The sequence below is a fragment of the Salinarimonas sp. genome (assembly GCF_040111675.1).
Lineage (GTDB): Bacteria > Pseudomonadota > Alphaproteobacteria > Rhizobiales > Beijerinckiaceae > Salinarimonas.
The window spans coordinates 3,916,401-3,932,966 of record NZ_CP157794.1 but is presented as its reverse complement, the minus strand read 5'-3'; the positions used below and the strand labels follow the sequence as shown (position 1 = coordinate 3,932,966).

The window sequence follows — 16,566 nt, the reverse complement described above, 5'->3', positions numbered from 1 at the left end:
AAGAGCGCGGGCGGTGAAGTCAAGCGGGCGAGGCGCCGCTCCGAAGCTTGGGGCTTCGGCGGCGAGGCTCACAGCCCCGCCTGCGCCTCCACCACCGCCACCGCCGTCATGTTGACGATGCCGCGCGCCGTCACCGACGGCGTGACGATGTGGGCGGGCTTGGCCGGACCGATCAGGATCGGGCCCACCGGCAGGGCGTCGGCCAGCACCTTGGTGAGCTGGTAGGCGATGTTGGCGGCGTCGAGATTGGGCATGATCAGCACGTTCGCCTCGCCCGTGAGCCGCGAATGCGGCAGCACGCGGTCGCGCGTCGCCTGGAGGAGGGCGGTGTCCGCCTGCATCTCGCCGTCGACCTCGAGAGTCGGCGCGCGCTCGCGGATCAGCTCCAGCGCCTCGCGCATCTTGCGCGCCGAGGGCGTGTCCACCGCGCCGAAATCCGAATGCGAGACCAGCGCGATCTTCGGGTCGAGGCCGAAGCGCTGGACGTGGCTCGCGCAGGCGCAGGCGACGTCGGCGATCTCCGCCGCCGTCGGGTCCGGCCGCACGTGCGTGTCGGCGAGGAAATAGGCGCCCTTGCGGGTGATCATCAAGGAGAGCGCCGCGAAGTCCCGCGCGCCGGGCGCGAGGCCGACGATGGTGCGGATATGGCGCAGGTTCGACTGGAAGCGCCCCTCGAGCCCGCAGATCAGCGCGTCGGCGTCCCCGCGGCGCACGGCGACGGCGGCGATCACGGTGGCGTTGGTGCGTACCAGCGTGCGCGCGGCGTCCGGGGTGATGCCCTGGCGGCCCGCGATCTCCAGATAGGTGGCGACGTAGTCGCGGTAGCGCGGATCGTCCTCCGGGTTGATCAGCGCGAAGTCGCGGCCGATCTCGATCGAGAGGCCGAAGCGCTTGAGCCGCGTCTCGACGACGGAGGGGCGCCCGATCAGGATCGGCTCGGCGATCCCCTCCTCGATCACCACCTGCACGGCGCGCAGCACCCGCTCGTCCTCGCCCTCGGCGTAGATCACGCGCCGGGGCGCGGCCTTCGCCGCCGCGAAGAGCGGCTTCATGATGAAGCCCGAGCGGAAGACGAAGCCGCCGAGCGAATCCTCGTAGGCCTTGAGGTCGGGCAGCGGGCGCGCGGCGACGCCCGAGTCCATCGCCGCCTTCGCCACCGCGGGGGCGATGCGCAGGATCAGCCGCGGGTCGAACGGGCTCGGGATCAGCGATTCCTTGCCGAAGGGCCGCGCCTCGCCGCCATAGGCGCGCGCCACGACCTCGGAGGGCGCCTCGCGGGCGAGCGCGGCGATCGCCTTCACCGCGGCGGCCTTCATCGCCTCGTTGATCGTCGTCGCCCCGACGTCGAGCGCCCCGCGGAAGATGTAGGGGAAGCACAGGACGTTGTTGACCTGGTTGGGGAAGTCCGAGCGCCCGGTGCAGATCATGGCGTCGGGCCGCACGCCCTGCGCCACGTCCGGCATGATCTCGGGCGTCGGGTTGGCGAGCGCCAGCACCAGCGGCAGCGTCGCCATCCGCTCGAGATATTCGGGCTTGAGCACCCCGCCGGCGGAGAGGCCCAGGAACACGTCCGCGCCCTCGATCACCTCGGCCAGCGTGCGCTTCTCGGTCTTCTGCGCGTAGGCCGCCTTCCAGCGGTCCATGAGCTTGTCGCGGCCCTCGTAGACGACGCCCTCGATGTCCGTCACCCAGACGTTCTCGCGCTTCACGCCGAGGGTCAGCAGCAGGTTGAGGCAGGCGAGCGCCGCCGCGCCGGCGCCCGAGGCGACGACCTTGATGTCCTCGATCTTCTTGCCCGAGAGCGCCAGCGCGTTCGTCACCGCCGCGCCGACGATGATGGCCGTGCCGTGCTGGTCGTCGTGGAAGACGGGGATGCCCATGCGGGCTTTCAGCCGCTCCTCCACCTCGAAGCACTCGGGCGCCTTGATGTCCTCGAGATTGATCCCGCCGAAGGTCGGCTCCAGCGCCGCCACCGTCTCGACCAGGGCGTCGACGTCGGTCTGCGCCACCTCGATGTCGAACACGTCGATGCCGGCGAACTTCTTGAACAGGACCGCCTTGCCCTCCATCACGGGCTTCGACGCGAGCGGGCCGATATTGCCGAGCCCGAGCACCGCGGTTCCGTTCGAGACCACGGCGACGAGGTTCTGGCGCGAGGTCAGCGTCGCCGCCTCGCCCGGGTCCTCCACGATCGCCTCGCAGGCCGCTGCGACGCCGGGCGAATAGGCGAGCGCGAGGTCGCGCTGGTTGCCGAGCGGCTTCGTCGGCTGGATCTCGAGCTTACCCGGCCGGGGCTCGCGGTGATAGACGAGGGCGCCGGACTTCAGGTCCTCGGAAATGGTCTTCGACACGCGCGGCCCCCTTCTCGAAACGCATGGGGCGGTTCTAGACGCCCGGGGTGCGGGGGCGCAACACGCGTCTGGCGTCTGGGCTTTGCGCGGGGGGAAAGGGTGTTGCGCCGGGGGGCGCGGGCTCTTCCCTCTCCACGAGGGAGAGGGGAATTCCGGTCGCGCCCTTCATTTCGCCCTTCTCAAGCCTCCCTCGCCATCTCCCGCAGCCGGAACTTCTGGATCTTCCCCGTCGAGGTCTTCGGGATCTCCGTGAAGACCACGTGGCGGGGGCACTTGTAGCCGGCGAGGCGCTCGCGGCAGAAGGCGACGATCTCCTCCGCGGTGGCGGAGGCGCCCTCGCGCAGCTCGACGAAGGCGCAGGGCGTCTCGCCCCATTTCTCGTCGGGCTTGGCGACGACGCCGCAGGCGGCGACCGCGGGGTGCTTGTAGAGCACGTCCTCGACCTCGATCGAGGAGATGTTCTCGCCGCCCGAGATGATGATGTCCTTCGAGCGGTCCTTGAGCTGGACGTAGCCGTCCGGGTGCTTGACGCCGAGATCGCCGGAATGGAACCAGCCGCCGGCGAAGGCCTTCTGCGTGGCGCCCGGGTTCTTGAGATAGCCCTTCATGACGACGTTGCCGCGCATCATCACCTCGCCCATCGTCTCGCCGTCGGCGGGGACGGGCGCCATCGTCTCGGGGTCGAGCACGTCGAGGCCTTCCAGCGCGGCGTAGCGCACGCCCTGGCGCGCCTTCTTCTGCGCGTAGGCGGCGCCCTCCAGCGCGTCCCAGTCCGCGTGCCAGTCGTTGATGACGGAGGGGCCGTAGGTCTCGGTGAGGCCGTAGAGGTGCGTCACGGAAAAGCCCGCCTCGCGCATCGCGGCGAGCACCGATTCGGGCGGCGGCGCGGCGGCGGTGAAGAACTGCACCTCGTGCGGCAGCGGCCGCTTCTCGGCGTCCGGCGCGTTGAGCAGCGTCGCCATCACGATCGGCGCGCCGCACAGATGCGTGACGCCGTGATCGGCGATCGCGGCGTACATGGGCTTCGCCCTCACCTGCCTGAGGCAGACATGCGTGCCCGCCACCACCGAGATCGACCAGGGGAAGCACCAGCCGTTGCAGTGGAACATCGGCAGGGTCCAGAGATACACCGGGTGCTTGCCCATGCCGCAGGTGACGATATTGCCCGTCGCCAGCAGGTAGGCCCCGCGATGGTGGTAGACGACGCCCTTCGGGTCCCCCGTCGTGCCGGACGTGTAGTTCAGCGTGATCGCGTCCCACTCGTCGCCCGGCGGCGCCCAGGCGAAATCGGGGTCGCCCTGCGCGAGGAAGGCCTCGTACTCCATCGCGCCGAGCCGCTCGCCCGGGCCGTCGTATTCCGGGTCGTCGTAGTCGATGACCAGGATCTCGTGCTCGATTTCGGCCAGCGCCGCCTCGATCGTCTTCGAGAATTCCCGGTCGGTGATCAGCACCTTGGCCTCGCCGTGCTTGAGCGAGAAGGCGATGATCGCGGCGTCGAGGCGGGTGTTGAGCGTGTTGAGCACGCCGCCCGTCATCGGCACGCCGTAATGCGCTTCCAGCATGGCCGGCGTGTTGGACAGCATCGCCGCCACCGTGTCCCCGCGCCCGATACCGCGCTGCGCCAAAGCGGAGGCGAGGCGGCGCGCGCGGGCGTAGAACTCGGCGTAGGTCCGGCGCAGCCGCCCGTGCACGATGGCGACGTGGTCGGGAAAGACGGCGGCCGAGCGCTCCAGGAAGCCGAGCGGCGTCAGCGGCTGGTGGTTCGCGGGATTGCGGTCGAGATCCCGGTCGTAGATCGTCTGCATCCTCGGCCTCCCCTCGCGCCCGGCGGCGGGCGCCTTTCTCTTCGACGCCAGCGTAGCGGGCGACGGCGCGCGTCCGCAATCGGCCGAAGGGCGAGGCGCGGCTTCACCGGGTCGGCACGCGCACCTGCGGCGCCGTCTCGACGCCGCGCTCCACCAGGAGCGCGCGCAGGCGGTTGGGATAATCGGTGATGATGCCGTCGACGCCCATGTCGACGAGGCGGCGCATGTCGGCGAGCTCGTTGACCGTCCAGGGGATCACGGCGAGGCCGGCCTCCTTGGCCGCCGCGAGGCGCGCGTCGTCGACGTCGTGATGGTTCGGCGACCAGACCGCGCAGCCTGCCTGCGCGACGAGCGCCGGCACGTCGCCGCCGAGATCGTCCGCGTCGCGCCCGCCGAGCCAGGGCGACGGACCGGGCGCGCCGACCTGGACCGTGTCCCACCGCCCCTCGGCGGTGAGGCAGGCCCGCGCGATCTCGGGCGCGATCGCGGCCAGCGCGTCGAGGGTGCGCCAGTCGAAGCTCTGGACGGTCACCCGCTCCACCAGCCCGTGCGCACGCACGAGATCCGCGATCGCCGTCGCGAAGGCGTCCGGGCTCGGCGAGAGATCCGGCCGATTCGGCTGGATCTTGGTCTCGATGTTGAAGCGCACGTGATCCGCGCCGAGCGCCGCCGCGCGCTCGAGCACTTCCGCGAGCGTCGGGATGCGGGCGCCGTCGCGGGTGATCTGGTCGGCGAAGCGGCGGGCGTAGTCCGTCCCCGCGCGTACGCGGCCGACGTCGAAGGTCTTCACCTCCTCGAGCGTGAGCGCGCGGATCGGCGTCTCCTCGACGACGTAGCCGCCGTCGGGCCCCCGCGCGAGATCGGGGTTGAGCGTGAGGTCGTGGTGGACGACGAGAACGTCGTCGGCCGTCATCACCAGGTCGAGCTCGAGCGTGTCGACCCCGATGGCGAGCGCCTGCTCGAAGCCGCCGAGCGTGTTCTCGGGCGCGAGCCCGCGGGCGCCGCGATGCCCCTGCAGGTCGAAGGCCGCCGCCGGGAAAGCGGCGAGCGCCGCGGCGAATAGGATGGCGAGCCGCACGATCGTCCTCGTTTTCGCGTGTCCGGGCCCGCCTCGCGCGCGCCCTGCGTCATCGTACCGTCCGCTGCGCGGGGAGCAAGCACCGCGGATAAGCGCTCCTCCCGATGGCCGAAAGTCTCAAGACGCGCGACCTTGCTTCGCTCGCGCGCGCGACACAAGGTGCCGCCGAAACGAGAACACCGGTCCGGGAGGAGGTCGCGATGACGACGCAGCCAGCGAGCCGCTACCATGAGATCTACGCCGCCTGGAAAGCCGATCCGCAGGCGTTCTGGGGCGAGGCGGCGCAGGCGATCGACTGGTACACCCCGCCCGAGACCGTCTTCGACGAGAAGGCCGGCATCTACGGCCGCTGGTTCGAGGGCGGGGTCTGCAACGTCTGCCACAACGCGCTCGACCGCCACGTCGCGACCCGCGGCGACCAGCCCGCGCTGATCTACGACAGCGCCATGACCGGCGAGAAGGCGACGTGGAGCTACGCCGAGATGCGCGACGAGGTCGCCGCGCTCGCGGGCGTGCTGCGCGAGATGGGCGTCGAGAAGGGCGACCGGGTCGTCGTCTACATGCCGATGATCCCGCAGGCGGTGTTCGCCATGCTCGCCTGCGCGCGGCTCGGCGCCGTGCATTCGGTGGTGTTCGGCGGCTTCGCGGCGAAGGAGCTCGCCACACGCATCGAGGACGCGCGGCCGAAGGCGATCCTCTCCGCCTCCTGCGGGCTCGAGCCCGGACGCGTCGTCGCCTACAAGCCGCTGCTCGATCTCGCCGTCGAGCTCTCCGTGCACAAGCCCGAGGCCTGCCTGATCTTCCAGCGGCCGCAGGCCGAGGCCGGCCTCGTCGACGGCCGCGACCGCGACTGGGCCGAGGCCGTCGCCGCGGCGAAGGCCGCCGGCCGCCATGCCGATTGCGTCCCCGTGGCCGCGACCGATCCGCTCTACGTGCTCTACACGTCGGGCACGACGGGCAAGCCCAAGGGCGTCGTGCGCGACACCGGCGGCTACATGGTCGCCCTCGCCTGGTCGATGCACGCGCTCTACGGGATGGAGCCCGGCGAGGTCTATTGGTGCGCCTCCGACGTCGGCTGGGTGGTGGGCCATTCCTACATCGTCTACGGCCCGCTGATCGCCGGGTGCACCACGATCCTCTACGAGGGCAAGCCCGTGGGCACGCCGGACGCCGGCGCCTTCTGGCGCGTGATCGCCGAGCACGGCGCGACGACGTTGTTCACCGCGCCCACCGCGCTGCGGGCCATCAAGAAGGAAGACCCGAACGCCGAGCACCTGAAGCGCTACGATCTCTCGAAATTCCGCGCGCTCTTCCTCGCCGGCGAGCGCGCCGACCCCGCCACCGTGCAATGGGCGGAGGAGATCCTGCAGGTCCCGGTGATCGACCACTGGTGGCAGACGGAGACCGGCTGGGCCATCGCCGGCAATCCCGTGGGGCTCGGCGTCCTGCCGGTGAAGCACGGCTCGCCGACCGTGCCGATGCCGGGCTACGACGTGCGCATCGTCGACGAGGGCGGCAAGGACGTCGGCCCGAACACGATGGGATCCATCGTCATCCGCCTGCCGCTGCCTCCGGGCTGCCTGCCGACGCTCTGGCATGCGGACGACCGCTTCCGCGAGAGCTATCTCGAGGCCTTCCCGGGGAACTACAACACCTCGGACGCGGGCTTCGTCGACGAGGACGGCTATCTCTTCATCATGGGCCGCACCGACGACATCATCAACGTCGCCGGCCACCGCCTCTCCACGGGCGGCATGGAGGAGGTGCTCGCCGCCCATCCGGCGGTCGCCGAATGCGCCGTGATCGGGGTGAAGGACGCGCTCAAGGGCGAGGCGCCCTGCGGGTTCGTCGTGCTCAAGGCGGGCGTCGACCGCTCGCCGCTGGAGATCGAGAAGGAGCTCGTCGGCCTCGTGCGCGAGAAGATCGGCCCCGTCGCCGCCTTCAAGCTCGCCATCACGGTTGGCCGCCTGCCCAAGACGCGGTCCGGCAAGATTCTGCGCGGCACGATGAAGAAGATCGCCGACGGCGACGAATGGGCCATGCCGGCGACGATCGACGATCCGGCGATCCTCGACGAAATCGCGTCCGAGCTGAAGCGCCGCGGTATTGCAAATTCATGATAGTGAAGTGGCTTTAACTCCGGTTTAATGCCAATCGGGCATCGTGCGCTACGTCATGCGGTATCCCGCCGCGCCGGACGCTGCGTACGATGCCCCGATTCATGGTCGCTCTCTTCGCCGCCCTCTCGCTCGCGCTGCCCGTCATGGCGAGCGCGCCGGCGGATCCGCGCGAGGGAGCGGCCATCGTCTTCGCCCCCTGGACCAGCCAGGCCGAGGCCTTCGCCCGCGTGGGCGCGGCCGGCGGCGCGCTGGTGCGTGCGGGCGCCTTCCCCTTCATCGCCGTCGCGATCGCCGACGAGCCCGAGGCCTTCGACCGCGCCGTGCGCGCGGCGGGCGCCTGGGCGCTCCTCGACCCCCGGGCGCTCGGCGGCTGTCTCGTCCCGGAAACCGAATAGTCCCGCGTAAGATCGAGGAAACTCCCGATGGTCGACGTCTCCACCCTGCGCATCACGACGGCGAAGGCGCTCTCCGCGCTCCTCGCCGCCCATGTCGCCGTCGCAGCCGGCATCGCGCTCGCCGTGGGCGGCTCGCTCGTCACGAACGTCGTGATCGCCGCCCTGCTCGCTGCGCCGGGTGTGGCGCTGACGCTGACGCGTCCCGATACCCCGGCGACCCGCTACGCCATCGCCATCGGCCTCGTGGCGCAGGTCTCGCTGTTCGTCTTCGAGCTCGCCGGCCACCCCTGGCAGATCGACGTGCACATGTACTACTTCGCGGCGCTCGCCATGCTGGCGGGCTTCTGCGACTGGCGCACGATCCTGGTCGGCGCGGCGGTGACCGCTCTGCACCACCTGTCCTTCAACTTCGTCATCCCCTTCGCGGTCTTCCCCGAGGGCGCGAGCTTCCTGCGCGTCGCGCTGCACGCGGTCATCGTCGTGCTCGAGACCGCCGTGCTCACCTGGGTCGTGCTGACGCTCGAGAAGATGATCGCCGCCTCGCGGGCGGGCGTCGCCGCCGCCGAGGAGGCCGCCGCCAAGGAGCGCGAGCTCGCCTCCATGCGCGACGCCGAGGGACGCAAGGTCGCCGAGCGCGCCGCCATGGTGGACAAGCTCGCCGCCGAGTTCGAGAGCGGCGTGCGCTCGGCGCTGGCCAGCCTCGACGACGCCTTCCGCGCCATGCGCGCCCAGGCCGACGGGCTCACCGAGATCGCCGGGCGCACCCGCGGCTCGGTCTCCGACGCCATGCAGCGCTCGGAGGCGACGGCGGCCAACATCCAGCACGTCGCGGCGTCCGGCGAGGAACTCGCCGCCTCGATCGGCGAGATCGGCCGCTCGGCCCAGGCCTCCTCCGAGATCGCCGGCCGCGCGGTGGCGGGCGCCCGCGCCACCGACCAGCACGTGCAGGACCTCTCGGTGGCCGCGCGCTCCATCGGCGAGGTCGTGGATCTGATCCGCTCCATCGCCGAGCAGACCAATCTCCTCGCGCTCAACGCCACCATCGAGGCGGCGCGGGCGGGCGAGGCCGGCAAGGGCTTCGCGGTGGTCGCCGCCGAGGTGAAGACGCTCGCCAACCAGACCGCCAAGGCGACCGAGGAGATCGGCGCGAAGGTCGCCGAGATGCAGGCCGCCACCGACGGCTCGGTCGCCTCGATCCGCGAGATCGCCACGACGATCGACGAGATGAACCAGATCGCGGCCGCCATCGCCTCGGCCGTGAGCCAGCAGAGCGCGGCCACGTCCGAGATCTCCCGCAACGTCCAGGAGGCCGCGAGCGGGGCGAAGGCGGTGAACGGCGCGGTCGACGTCGTGGGCACGCTCGCCGACGAGACCGGCGCCTCCTCCGAGGCGATCATCGCCGCCTCGAAGGCGCTCGCCGACGAGGCGGCCGCCATCCGGCAGCGGGTCGAGGGCTTCGTGGCGAAGGTCCGCGCGGCCTGATCCGACATCGTGCTGCATCGCACGAAAAAACCCCTCTCCCCGCGTGCCGAGCGGGGAGAGGGGCGAAATCTGCAGGTGAAGGGCGGAGCGGATCGCTCCGCCCCCAACCGCGAGCCGCGGTGGATCGGCGCCGCACGGCGGAGAGCGCGGGCAACGACGGCCGTCTCCGATCACCGACCGCCGATGCCGAGATCGTTTCCGGCGGCCCGTGGCCTTCCCGGACGCCCCCTTACTGATTCACCGGCGATTTCGGGTCCATCAGCAGGGCGACGATGTCCTTGATCTGGTCCATCGTCAAAACGCCGTTGGCGCCGAAGCGGGGCATCATCGAGCACGGGAAGGCCACGTGCGGATTGTAGATCTTGTCGTAGGCGGCCTTGGTCGCCTCCTCCGAGAAGTCCCGCAGCTTGCCGTAGCCGAGCAGGCTCGGGCCGAGCGTGCCGTAGGAGACCTCGCCCGGGGTGAGCTGGTGGCAGGCGTAGCAGTTGCCGCCGTTCTCCCGCCGCGGCGGATAGTCGGAAAAGCGCATGCCGTAGCCGGACTGGGCGAGCTTCTCGCCGTTCTCCCAGGAGCCCATCAGCACGCCGTCCTCGGGATAGACCACGGTGCCCTCGGCGCGGGCGCGGATCTCCTCGAAGACGTCGTCCGGCGGGTTGTTGGCGAAGGCGTTGCACTGCTCCATCGTCTGGTCGGGCGTGAGCCGCGCCGCCCAGTCCGGATCGATGCCGGGGAAGGCGGCCTCGACCATGGCGTCGACCTCGGCCGTGGAGGGCGCCGCGTCCTGCGCGAGAGCCGCGGTGGAGAGGGCGGCGGTGGAGAGGCCCGCGGAGAGCGCGAGAGCGAAAGCGATCGTGCGCATGAAAGCCTCCCTCAGCGCTTGATGCCGGGCGCGGCGACGTCGCCGCCGGCGGCCTTGTCGACGAGATAGGAGATCAGCGCCACGGAGGCCTCCGAGCCCATCTCCAGCTTGGGCATGCGCATCTGCCAGTAGCAGTCGTACATGCGGTGCTGCATGGTCATCACGTGCGTCGAGGACACGCGGTAGGCCGGCCATTCACCGACGACCACCTGCGCCTCCTCCGGATCGGAGAGATAGGGCAGCTCCTGCAGGCGGATGCGCAGGCCGCTCGCCGCGTGGCAGGTGGCGCAGGAGAAGTCGAACGGGCCCGAGCGGCGGTTGAACAGAGCCTCGCCCATGGCGACGACGGCCTGTCCGGCCTCGTCGTCGAGCTGCGGGTCGAAGGCCTCGCCCTCGGAGCGGTTGGCGATGAAGGTGGCGATGGCGCCCACGTCCTTCACCGGCTGGCCGCCCGACGGATGCGGCTTCTTCACGAATTCGGCGACGTCGAACCCCTGCAGCTCCTGCATGCACCACAGGATGCGGGTCTCGACGTCCATGACGCGCCCGGCATCCTCGAAATAGCGCGGCAGCTGCGCGAAGGCGCCGTCCACCACGCCCGGGCCGAGGCCGAGATCGCAATCCTCCAGGGTGGCGTTGTTGGGGCCGGCGGGCGTCGCCCACAGCATCTCGCCGCGATCCGCGTCGAGGAGGGCCGGATTCGACCAGGGGTCCTCCCGCAGCATCTGCCGGAAGCGCTCGAGACCGCGTTGGGTCTCCTCTTCGGTCTGCGCGCCGAGGGGGCTCACGCCCCCCGACAACGCGACTCCCGCCGCCAGCGTCGCCGCCAGCGCCATCGTCGTCAGCTTGTGCAAGGCCGTTTCCTCCCGCGCCTCGTTTGCGGTTCTTTCGTGTCGCGGATCGGTTTTTGGCGTCCCGATCCTTTCACGCATGTTACATGCAAAAAATGCGATGGGAAGGGGTTCCCTGGAAAGATTCCGATTGACGTCGGGGCGTCGTTTCGCCAGCATAGCAAAAACTGAATGTGTTCGCCGCGACAAGGCGAACCGGGAGGGAGCCGAGGGCGTTCGCACGCTTTTGAAGCGTGACCGCTTTTCGATCTCCGGCTGCGAGTTTAGCCTGCGAGCGATGCTCGGGGGCGCGCCACGCTTTCGTGCGGCGGAAACAGGGCGCACGAGCGAAGAGGGAGACGAATGATGACTTTCCAATTGACCCGCCGTCAGGCGCTGCTGGCCGGCGTCGGTGCGGTCGCGGCGGCGACCGGCTTGAAGGGCGTGACGGTTCCGGCCTTCGCGGCGGCCGAGGACGCGCAGGCGGCGATCGACGCGTTCACCGGCGGCGCGGAGCCGACGATGGGCCGCGTCATGCTGGACGTGCCGGAGATCGCCGAGAACGGCAACACGGTGCCGATGGACGTGTTCGTCGAGAGCCCGATGAGCGAGGACGACTACGTCTCCGAGGTCCTGATCGTGGCCGACGGCAACCCGCGCCCCGGCGTGGCGACCTTCCACTTCTCGCCGATGTCGGGCGTGGCCCAGGCGAACACCCGCATCCGTCTCGCGGGCACGCAGAACGTCATCGCCGTCGCCAAGATGAACGACGGCTCGGTGTTCATGGACCGCAAGGAGGTGAAGGTCACGATCGGCGGCTGCGGCGGCTGACGCCCGCGCCCGATCGTCGACCGTTCATCCCACGCACCGAACACGAGGAATACGAGCCATGGCGACCCCGCGTCCCCGCATCCGTCTCGATCGCAACGAGATCACCAAGGGCGAGACCATCGAGGTGAAGACCCTCGTCTCGCACACGATGGAATCCGGCCAGCGCCGCGACGGCGACGGCAACACCATCCCGCGCAAGATCATCAACACCTTCAAGTGCGAGTTCGAAGGGCAGGTGGTGTTCTCCTGCGACATCGAGCCGGCCGTCTCGGCGAACCCCTACTTCCAGTTCAACGTCGCGCCGCCCCGCTCGGGCACGCTGACCTTCACCTGGATCGACGACGACGGGACCGAGATCACGGCGACCGAGGACGTCGTCGTCAACTGATCCCCGGCAGATCGCGAGGGCGCCGCGACGGCGTCCTCGCCATCCCTCCCGTCGAGACCCGCGCCGCCGCGCCGCATCCGCCGCGCGACCGACGACGCATGCCCGCCTCCCGGGCCGACCAGGACTGACACGCGATGCCTTCGAGACGCGAATTCCTGCAGATGGCCGCCGCCACCGCGGCGATCCTGCCCGCATCGGGCTGGTCGCGCGCCTTCGCCCAGCAGAGCCTGACGCAGGACGAGCTCCTGCGCATGGACCCGGTGGGCCGGCTGTCGATCATCCACGTCACCGACATCCACGCCCAGCTCGCGCCGGTCTATTTCCGCGAGCCCTCGATCAATCTCGGGGTCGGCGAGGTCAAGGGCCTCGTGCCCCACGTCACCGGCCGCGCGCTGCTCGACATGTACGGCATCGCGCCGGGCTCGGCCATGGCGCACGCGCTGACCTACGAGGATTTCGCGACGCTCGCCAAGGCCTACGGCCGCATGGGCGGCCTCGACCGCATCGCCACCGTGATCGCCGCGATCCGCGCCGAGCGCGGGGAGGGCAACACGCTCCTCCTCGACGGCGGCGACACCTGGCAGAACTCCTACACCTCGCTGCAGACCCGCGGCGAGGACATGGTGGACTGCATGGCCCTGCTGCGGCCGGACGCCATGGTCGGCCATTGGGAGTTCACGCTCGGCGAGGAGCGGGTGAACGAGCTCGTCGAGAAGCTCGCCTTCCCCTTCCTGGCCTCCAACATCCGCGACACGGACTGGGAGGAGCCGGTCTTCGACGCGATGACCATGGTCGAGCGCGCCGGGGTGAAGGTGGCGGTCATCGGCCAGGCCTTCCCCTACACGCCCATCGCCAACCCGCGCTGGATGATCCCCTCCTGGTCCTTCGGCATCCGCGAGGAGGAGATCGCCGCGAGCGTCGCCGACGCCCGGGCGCAGGGCGCCGACGTGGTCGTGCTCCTGTCGCACAACGGCTTCGACGTCGACCGCAAGCTCGCCTCGCGCGTGCCGGGGATCGACGTCGTGCTCACGGGCCACACCCACGACGCGCTGCCGGAGCCGGTGATGGTCGGCAAGACGCTGGTGATCGCGTCGGGCTCGCACGGCAAGTTCGTCTCGCGCCTCGATCTCGACGTCTCCGGCGGCGAGGTGAAGGGCTTCGGCTACAAGCTCATCCCGGTCTTCTCCGACGCCATCGCGCCGGAGCCGACCATGGCCGCGAAGATCGCCGAGATCCGCGCCCCGCACGAGGCGGCGCTCTCGGAGGTGCTGGGCCGCACCGACGGGCTGCTCTACCGGCGCGGCAACTTCAACGGCACGCTCGACGACGTGATCTGCGAGGCGATGCTCGAGCGCCGCGACGCGGAGATCTCGCTCTCGCCGGGCTTCCGCTGGGGCGCCTCGCTCCTGCCCGGCGACGAGATCCGCGCGGAGGACGTCTACAACGCCACCGCCATGACCTACCCGGCGACCTACCGCATCGGCATGACCGGCGCGCGCCTCAAGGAGGTGCTGGAGGACGTCGCCGACAACCTGTTCAACCCCGATCCCTACTACCAGCAGGGCGGCGACATGGTGCGCGTCGGCGGCATCTCCTACGCCATCGACGTCTCCGCGCCGATGGGCTCGCGCATCTCCGAGCTGACGCTCACGCGCACGGGCGAGGCGCTGGAGGCCGAGCGCGAATACGCGGTCGCCGGCTGGGCGAGCATCAACGAGAGCACCGAGGGCCCGCCGATCTGGGACCTCGTGATGGAGCACATCCGCGACAAGCAGGTGATCGCGCCGCGGGAGACCGAGACCGTGCGCGTCACCGGCGCCTGACGCCGCGACGAGACGACGAGAGACGAAGGGAACGATGCCGATGTCCAAGGACGAAGCCGCAAACGGCCCGCGCGCCTCGCGCCGGACCTTCCTGCGCGCGGGTCTCGCCGCCGGCGGCGCCGCGCTGATGGGCGGCAAGGCCGTCGCCGAGACGGCCAACCCCGCGAACCTGCCGCCCAACGTGCCCGACTGGTCGCGCTATCTCGGCGAGGGCGTCGCCGTGCGCGCCTACGGGCGGCCCTCGGAGCACGAGAGCCATGTCGTGCGCCGCGACGTGGAATGGCTCACCGCCTCGCGGGAATCGTCGGTGAGCTTCACGCCGCTGCACGAGCTCGACGGCCCGATCACGCCCAACGGCCTGTGCTTCGAGCGCCATCACGGCGGCATCGCGGAACTCGACCCGCAGGACTACCGCCTCGTCCTGCACGGGCTCGTCGACAAGGAGCTCGTCTTCACGCTGGACGACCTGAAGCGCATGCCGCGGGTCAACCGCGCCTATTTCGCCGAATGCGCGGCGAATTCGGGCATGGAATGGCGCGGCGCGCAGCTCAACGGCTGCCAGTTCACGCACGGCATGATCCATTGCGTGATGTATACCGGCGTGCCGCTGCGGGTGCTCCTCGCCGAGGCCGGCGTGAAGCCGACGGGCAAGTGGCTGCTGCTCGAGGGCGCCGACGCGTCGGGCATGACGCGCTCGCTCCCCATCGAGAAGGCGCTCGACGACTGCCTCGTCGCCTATCGCATGAACGGCGAGATGCTGCGCCCCGAGAACGGCTATCCGGTGCGCATGGTCGTCCCCGGCTGGGAGGCGAACATGTGGGTGAAGTGGCTGCGCCGCATCGAGGTGGGCGACGAGCCCTGGTACCAGCGCGAGGAGACGTCGAAATACACCGATCTCCTCGAGGACGGCAGCGCGCGCAAGTTCACCTTCGTGATGGACGCCAAGTCCGTGATCACGAGCCCGAGCCCGCAGGCGCCGGTCAATCACGGCCGCGGCTTCACCGTGATCTCCGGCCTCGCCTGGTCGGGCCGCGGCAAGGTCGCGGGCGTCGACGTCTCCCTCGACGGCGGGCGCAACTGGAACCGCGCGCGCATCGACGGGCCGGTCTGGGGCAAGGCGCTCACCCGCTTCTACTACGAGTTCGACTGGGACGGCTCGCCGCTGCTGCTGCAGTCGCGCGCCGTGGACGAGACCGGCTACGTCCAGCCGACCAAGAACGAGCTGCGGGCCGTGCGCGGGCTCAACTCGATCTATCACAACAACGGGATCCAGACCTGGCACGTGACGGCCAGCGGGGAGGTCGAAAATGTCGAAGTCTCCTGAGAAGGCCTCTCGCGCCATGCGCGGCCTCGCGCTCGCCGCGCTCGTGGCCGGCGGCGCCGTTCTCGCCGGCGGGGCGCTCCTGCCCGCGCCGACGCAGGCGACCGAGACCACCGGTTCCGTGACCGACGGCGCCTTCCCCGAGCTTCCCACCGGCCTCGGCCTCGGCCGCCCGGCGAGCGCGGAGGAGATCGCCGGCTGGAACATCGACGTGCGCCCCGACGGGCTCGGCCTGCCGGAGGGCCGCGGCACGGTGCTCGAGGGCGAGGAGGTCTACGTCATGCAATGCGCCGTGTGCCACGGCGATTTCGGCGAGGGCGCCGGGCGCTGGCCGATGCTGGCGGGCGGGTACGAGACCCTCGACACGCACGACCCGATGAAGACGGTGGGCTCCTACTGGCCCTACGCCTCGACCCTGATCGACTACATCTACCGCGCCATGCCCTACGGCAATGCGCAGTCCCTCTCGCCCGACGAGCTTTACGCGGTCTCGGCCTACGTGCTCTACTTGAACGACGTCATCCTCGACGAGGATTTCGAGCTCAGCCACGAGAACTACGCCGAGATCGAGCTGGAGAACGTGGCGAACTTCTTCCCCGACGACCGCGAGGTGGCGGAGAAGCATTTCTGGAGGGAGCCCTGCATGACGAACTGCGCCGAAGGACAGGCCGAGATCCTGATGCGGGCGCGCGCGCTCGACGTCACGCCCGAACCGGGCCAGGGGCCGACCGTCGACTGATGGTCGGGCCGGACCTTTCCCCCCTCCGCCGACTCCCTCCGGCGGATCGGCCCGGCGCGCGGGAGGCGCGCGCCGGGACCGCGTGCGGGCGCGCGCGCCGCGCCCGCACGTTTCCCGCGGCTCTCAGAACCCTCCTGGCGCCGGTCGCGGCTCTCGCCGCGGCCGGCCTTTTCGCGTTTTCCCTGGCGGTCGCGCCCGCCAGGGCGCAGTCTGCCGCGCAGGATCTCGCGGGTGACGCGGAGTACGGCGCCTATCTCGCGGGCGAATGCGTCACCTGCCACCAGGAGAGCGGGCATTTCGACGGTATCCCGCCGATCGTCGGATGGCCGGTGGAGAGCTTCGTCCTCGTCATGCACCAGTATCAGAACGGCGAGCGCGACAATCAGGTGATGCGCACCATCGCCGGCCGGTACAACGACGAGGATCTGGCCGCGCTCGCGGCCTATTTCGCAACGCTCGGGTCTGGCGCGGAGAAAAATACCCGATAAACTGCATAATGCGTGTAAACACGCAGACTTTTGTGAAATTCGGCCTCGGGCCGAGC

The 16,566-nt window shown here is 70.3% G+C and carries 14 protein-coding genes; 9 read left to right on the top strand and 5 right to left on the bottom strand.

Annotated elements, in window-relative coordinates; all coding sequences use genetic code 11:
- Positions 1 to 68: 68 nt before the first annotated feature.
- The 3 genes from ABL310_RS18285 to ABL310_RS18275 all read right to left on the bottom strand — a co-directional run bounded on the left by ABL310_RS18285 (position 69) and on the right by ABL310_RS18275 (position 5,234).
- On the bottom strand, positions 69 to 2,351 hold the full coding sequence (locus tag ABL310_RS18285) for an NADP-dependent malic enzyme (RefSeq protein ID WP_349368431.1): 2,283 nt from the start codon (positions 2,349 to 2,351) through the stop codon (positions 69 to 71).
- Positions 2,352 to 2,530: 179 nt separating this feature from the next.
- Positions 2,531 to 4,156: an acyl-CoA synthetase gene (locus ABL310_RS18280; RefSeq protein WP_349368430.1), complete on the bottom strand. Its 1,626-nt coding sequence runs from the start codon at positions 4,154 to 4,156 to the stop codon at positions 2,531 to 2,533.
- A gap of 103 nt (positions 4,157 to 4,259) precedes the next feature.
- Positions 4,260 to 5,234 (bottom strand): glycerophosphodiester phosphodiesterase, encoded by a 975-nt coding sequence (locus ABL310_RS18275; RefSeq protein WP_349368429.1) that lies wholly within the window; start codon positions 5,232 to 5,234, stop codon positions 4,260 to 4,262.
- A gap of 200 nt (positions 5,235 to 5,434) precedes the next feature.
- On the opposite strand from ABL310_RS18275, the gene ABL310_RS18270 reads away from it, so the two are divergent.
- The 3 genes from ABL310_RS18270 (at position 5,435) to ABL310_RS18260 (ending at position 9,231) form a co-directional block, all read left to right on the top strand.
- On the top strand, positions 5,435 to 7,354 hold the full coding sequence (locus tag ABL310_RS18270) for a propionyl-CoA synthetase (protein ID WP_349368428.1): 1,920 nt from the start codon (positions 5,435 to 5,437) through the stop codon (positions 7,352 to 7,354).
- 101 nt (positions 7,355 to 7,455) lie between these two features.
- A complete protein-coding gene (locus ABL310_RS18265) occupies positions 7,456 to 7,749 on the top strand; it encodes a hypothetical protein (RefSeq protein ID WP_349368427.1) in 294 nt (97 codons plus the stop codon).
- 27 nt (positions 7,750 to 7,776) lie between these two features.
- Positions 7,777 to 9,231, top strand: a complete 1,455-nt coding sequence (locus ABL310_RS18260) for a methyl-accepting chemotaxis protein (RefSeq protein ID WP_349368426.1) — start codon at positions 7,777 to 7,779, stop codon at positions 9,229 to 9,231.
- A gap of 229 nt (positions 9,232 to 9,460) precedes the next feature.
- Here ABL310_RS18260 and soxX read toward each other — a convergent pair whose 3' ends face one another.
- Both soxX and soxA read right to left on the bottom strand, forming a co-directional pair.
- Entirely contained in the window at positions 9,461 to 10,090 is a 630-nt protein-coding gene (gene soxX / locus ABL310_RS18255; protein ID WP_349368425.1) for a sulfur oxidation c-type cytochrome SoxX, read from the bottom strand.
- A gap of 11 nt (positions 10,091 to 10,101) precedes the next feature.
- On the bottom strand, positions 10,102 to 10,944 hold the full coding sequence (gene soxA, locus ABL310_RS18250) for a sulfur oxidation c-type cytochrome SoxA (protein ID WP_349368424.1): 843 nt from the start codon (positions 10,942 to 10,944) through the stop codon (positions 10,102 to 10,104).
- Positions 10,945 to 11,286: 342 nt separating this feature from the next.
- Here soxA and soxY point away from each other — a divergent pair, with 342 nt between their 5' ends.
- The 6 genes from soxY to ABL310_RS18220 all read left to right on the top strand — a co-directional run bounded on the left by soxY (position 11,287) and on the right by ABL310_RS18220 (position 16,510).
- The gene (gene soxY / locus ABL310_RS18245; RefSeq protein WP_349368423.1) at positions 11,287 to 11,751 is read left to right on the top strand and encodes a thiosulfate oxidation carrier protein SoxY; all 465 of its coding nucleotides are present in this window, start codon (positions 11,287 to 11,289) and stop codon (positions 11,749 to 11,751) included.
- Between the two features lie 58 nt (positions 11,752 to 11,809).
- Entirely contained in the window at positions 11,810 to 12,139 is a 330-nt protein-coding gene (soxZ, locus tag ABL310_RS18240) for a thiosulfate oxidation carrier complex protein SoxZ (protein WP_349368422.1), read from the top strand.
- 134 nt (positions 12,140 to 12,273) lie between these two features.
- Positions 12,274 to 13,962 carry a thiosulfohydrolase SoxB gene (soxB, locus tag ABL310_RS18235; RefSeq protein ID WP_349368421.1) on the top strand — a complete coding sequence of 563 codons (1,689 nt, stop codon included), beginning with the start codon at positions 12,274 to 12,276 and terminating at the stop codon, positions 13,960 to 13,962.
- Between the two features lie 40 nt (positions 13,963 to 14,002).
- A complete protein-coding gene (gene soxC, locus ABL310_RS18230; RefSeq protein WP_349368420.1) occupies positions 14,003 to 15,286 on the top strand; it encodes a sulfite dehydrogenase in 1,284 nt (427 codons plus the stop codon).
- A complete protein-coding gene (locus ABL310_RS18225; protein ID WP_349368419.1) occupies positions 15,270 to 16,022 on the top strand; it encodes a cytochrome c in 753 nt (250 codons plus the stop codon). The genes soxC and ABL310_RS18225 overlap by 17 nt, the downstream gene beginning before the upstream one ends.
- Positions 16,022 to 16,510 (top strand): sulfide dehydrogenase, encoded by a 489-nt coding sequence (locus ABL310_RS18220; RefSeq protein ID WP_349368418.1) that lies wholly within the window; start codon positions 16,022 to 16,024, stop codon positions 16,508 to 16,510. Before ABL310_RS18225 ends, ABL310_RS18220 begins: the two co-directional genes overlap by 1 nt.
- Positions 16,511 to 16,566 lie beyond the last annotated feature (56 nt).

Bases quoted from the DNA above. Each gene is read 5' to 3' on its own strand.
- soxY (WP_349368423.1), top strand. From the start codon at position 11,287: ATGACTTTCCAATTGACCCGCCGTCAGGCGCTGCTGGCCGGCGTCGGT.
- soxB (WP_349368421.1), top strand. From the start codon at position 12,274: ATGCCTTCGAGACGCGAATTCCTGCAGATGGCCGCCGCCACCGCGGCG.
- ABL310_RS18270 (WP_349368428.1), top strand. From the start codon at position 5,435: ATGACGACGCAGCCAGCGAGCCGCTACCATGAGATCTACGCCGCCTGG.
- soxX (WP_349368425.1), bottom strand. From the start codon at position 10,090: ATGCGCACGATCGCTTTCGCTCTCGCGCTCTCCGCGGGCCTCTCCACC.
- soxZ (WP_349368422.1), top strand. From the start codon at position 11,810: ATGGCGACCCCGCGTCCCCGCATCCGTCTCGATCGCAACGAGATCACC.
- ABL310_RS18280 (WP_349368430.1), bottom strand. From the start codon at position 4,156: ATGCAGACGATCTACGACCGGGATCTCGACCGCAATCCCGCGAACCAC.
- ABL310_RS18220 (WP_349368418.1), top strand. From the start codon at position 16,022: ATGGTCGGGCCGGACCTTTCCCCCCTCCGCCGACTCCCTCCGGCGGAT.
- ABL310_RS18265 (WP_349368427.1), top strand. From the start codon at position 7,456: ATGGTCGCTCTCTTCGCCGCCCTCTCGCTCGCGCTGCCCGTCATGGCG.
- soxC (WP_349368420.1), top strand. From the start codon at position 14,003: ATGTCCAAGGACGAAGCCGCAAACGGCCCGCGCGCCTCGCGCCGGACC.
- ABL310_RS18260 (WP_349368426.1), top strand. From the start codon at position 7,777: ATGGTCGACGTCTCCACCCTGCGCATCACGACGGCGAAGGCGCTCTCC.
- ABL310_RS18225 (WP_349368419.1), top strand. From the start codon at position 15,270: ATGTCGAAGTCTCCTGAGAAGGCCTCTCGCGCCATGCGCGGCCTCGCG.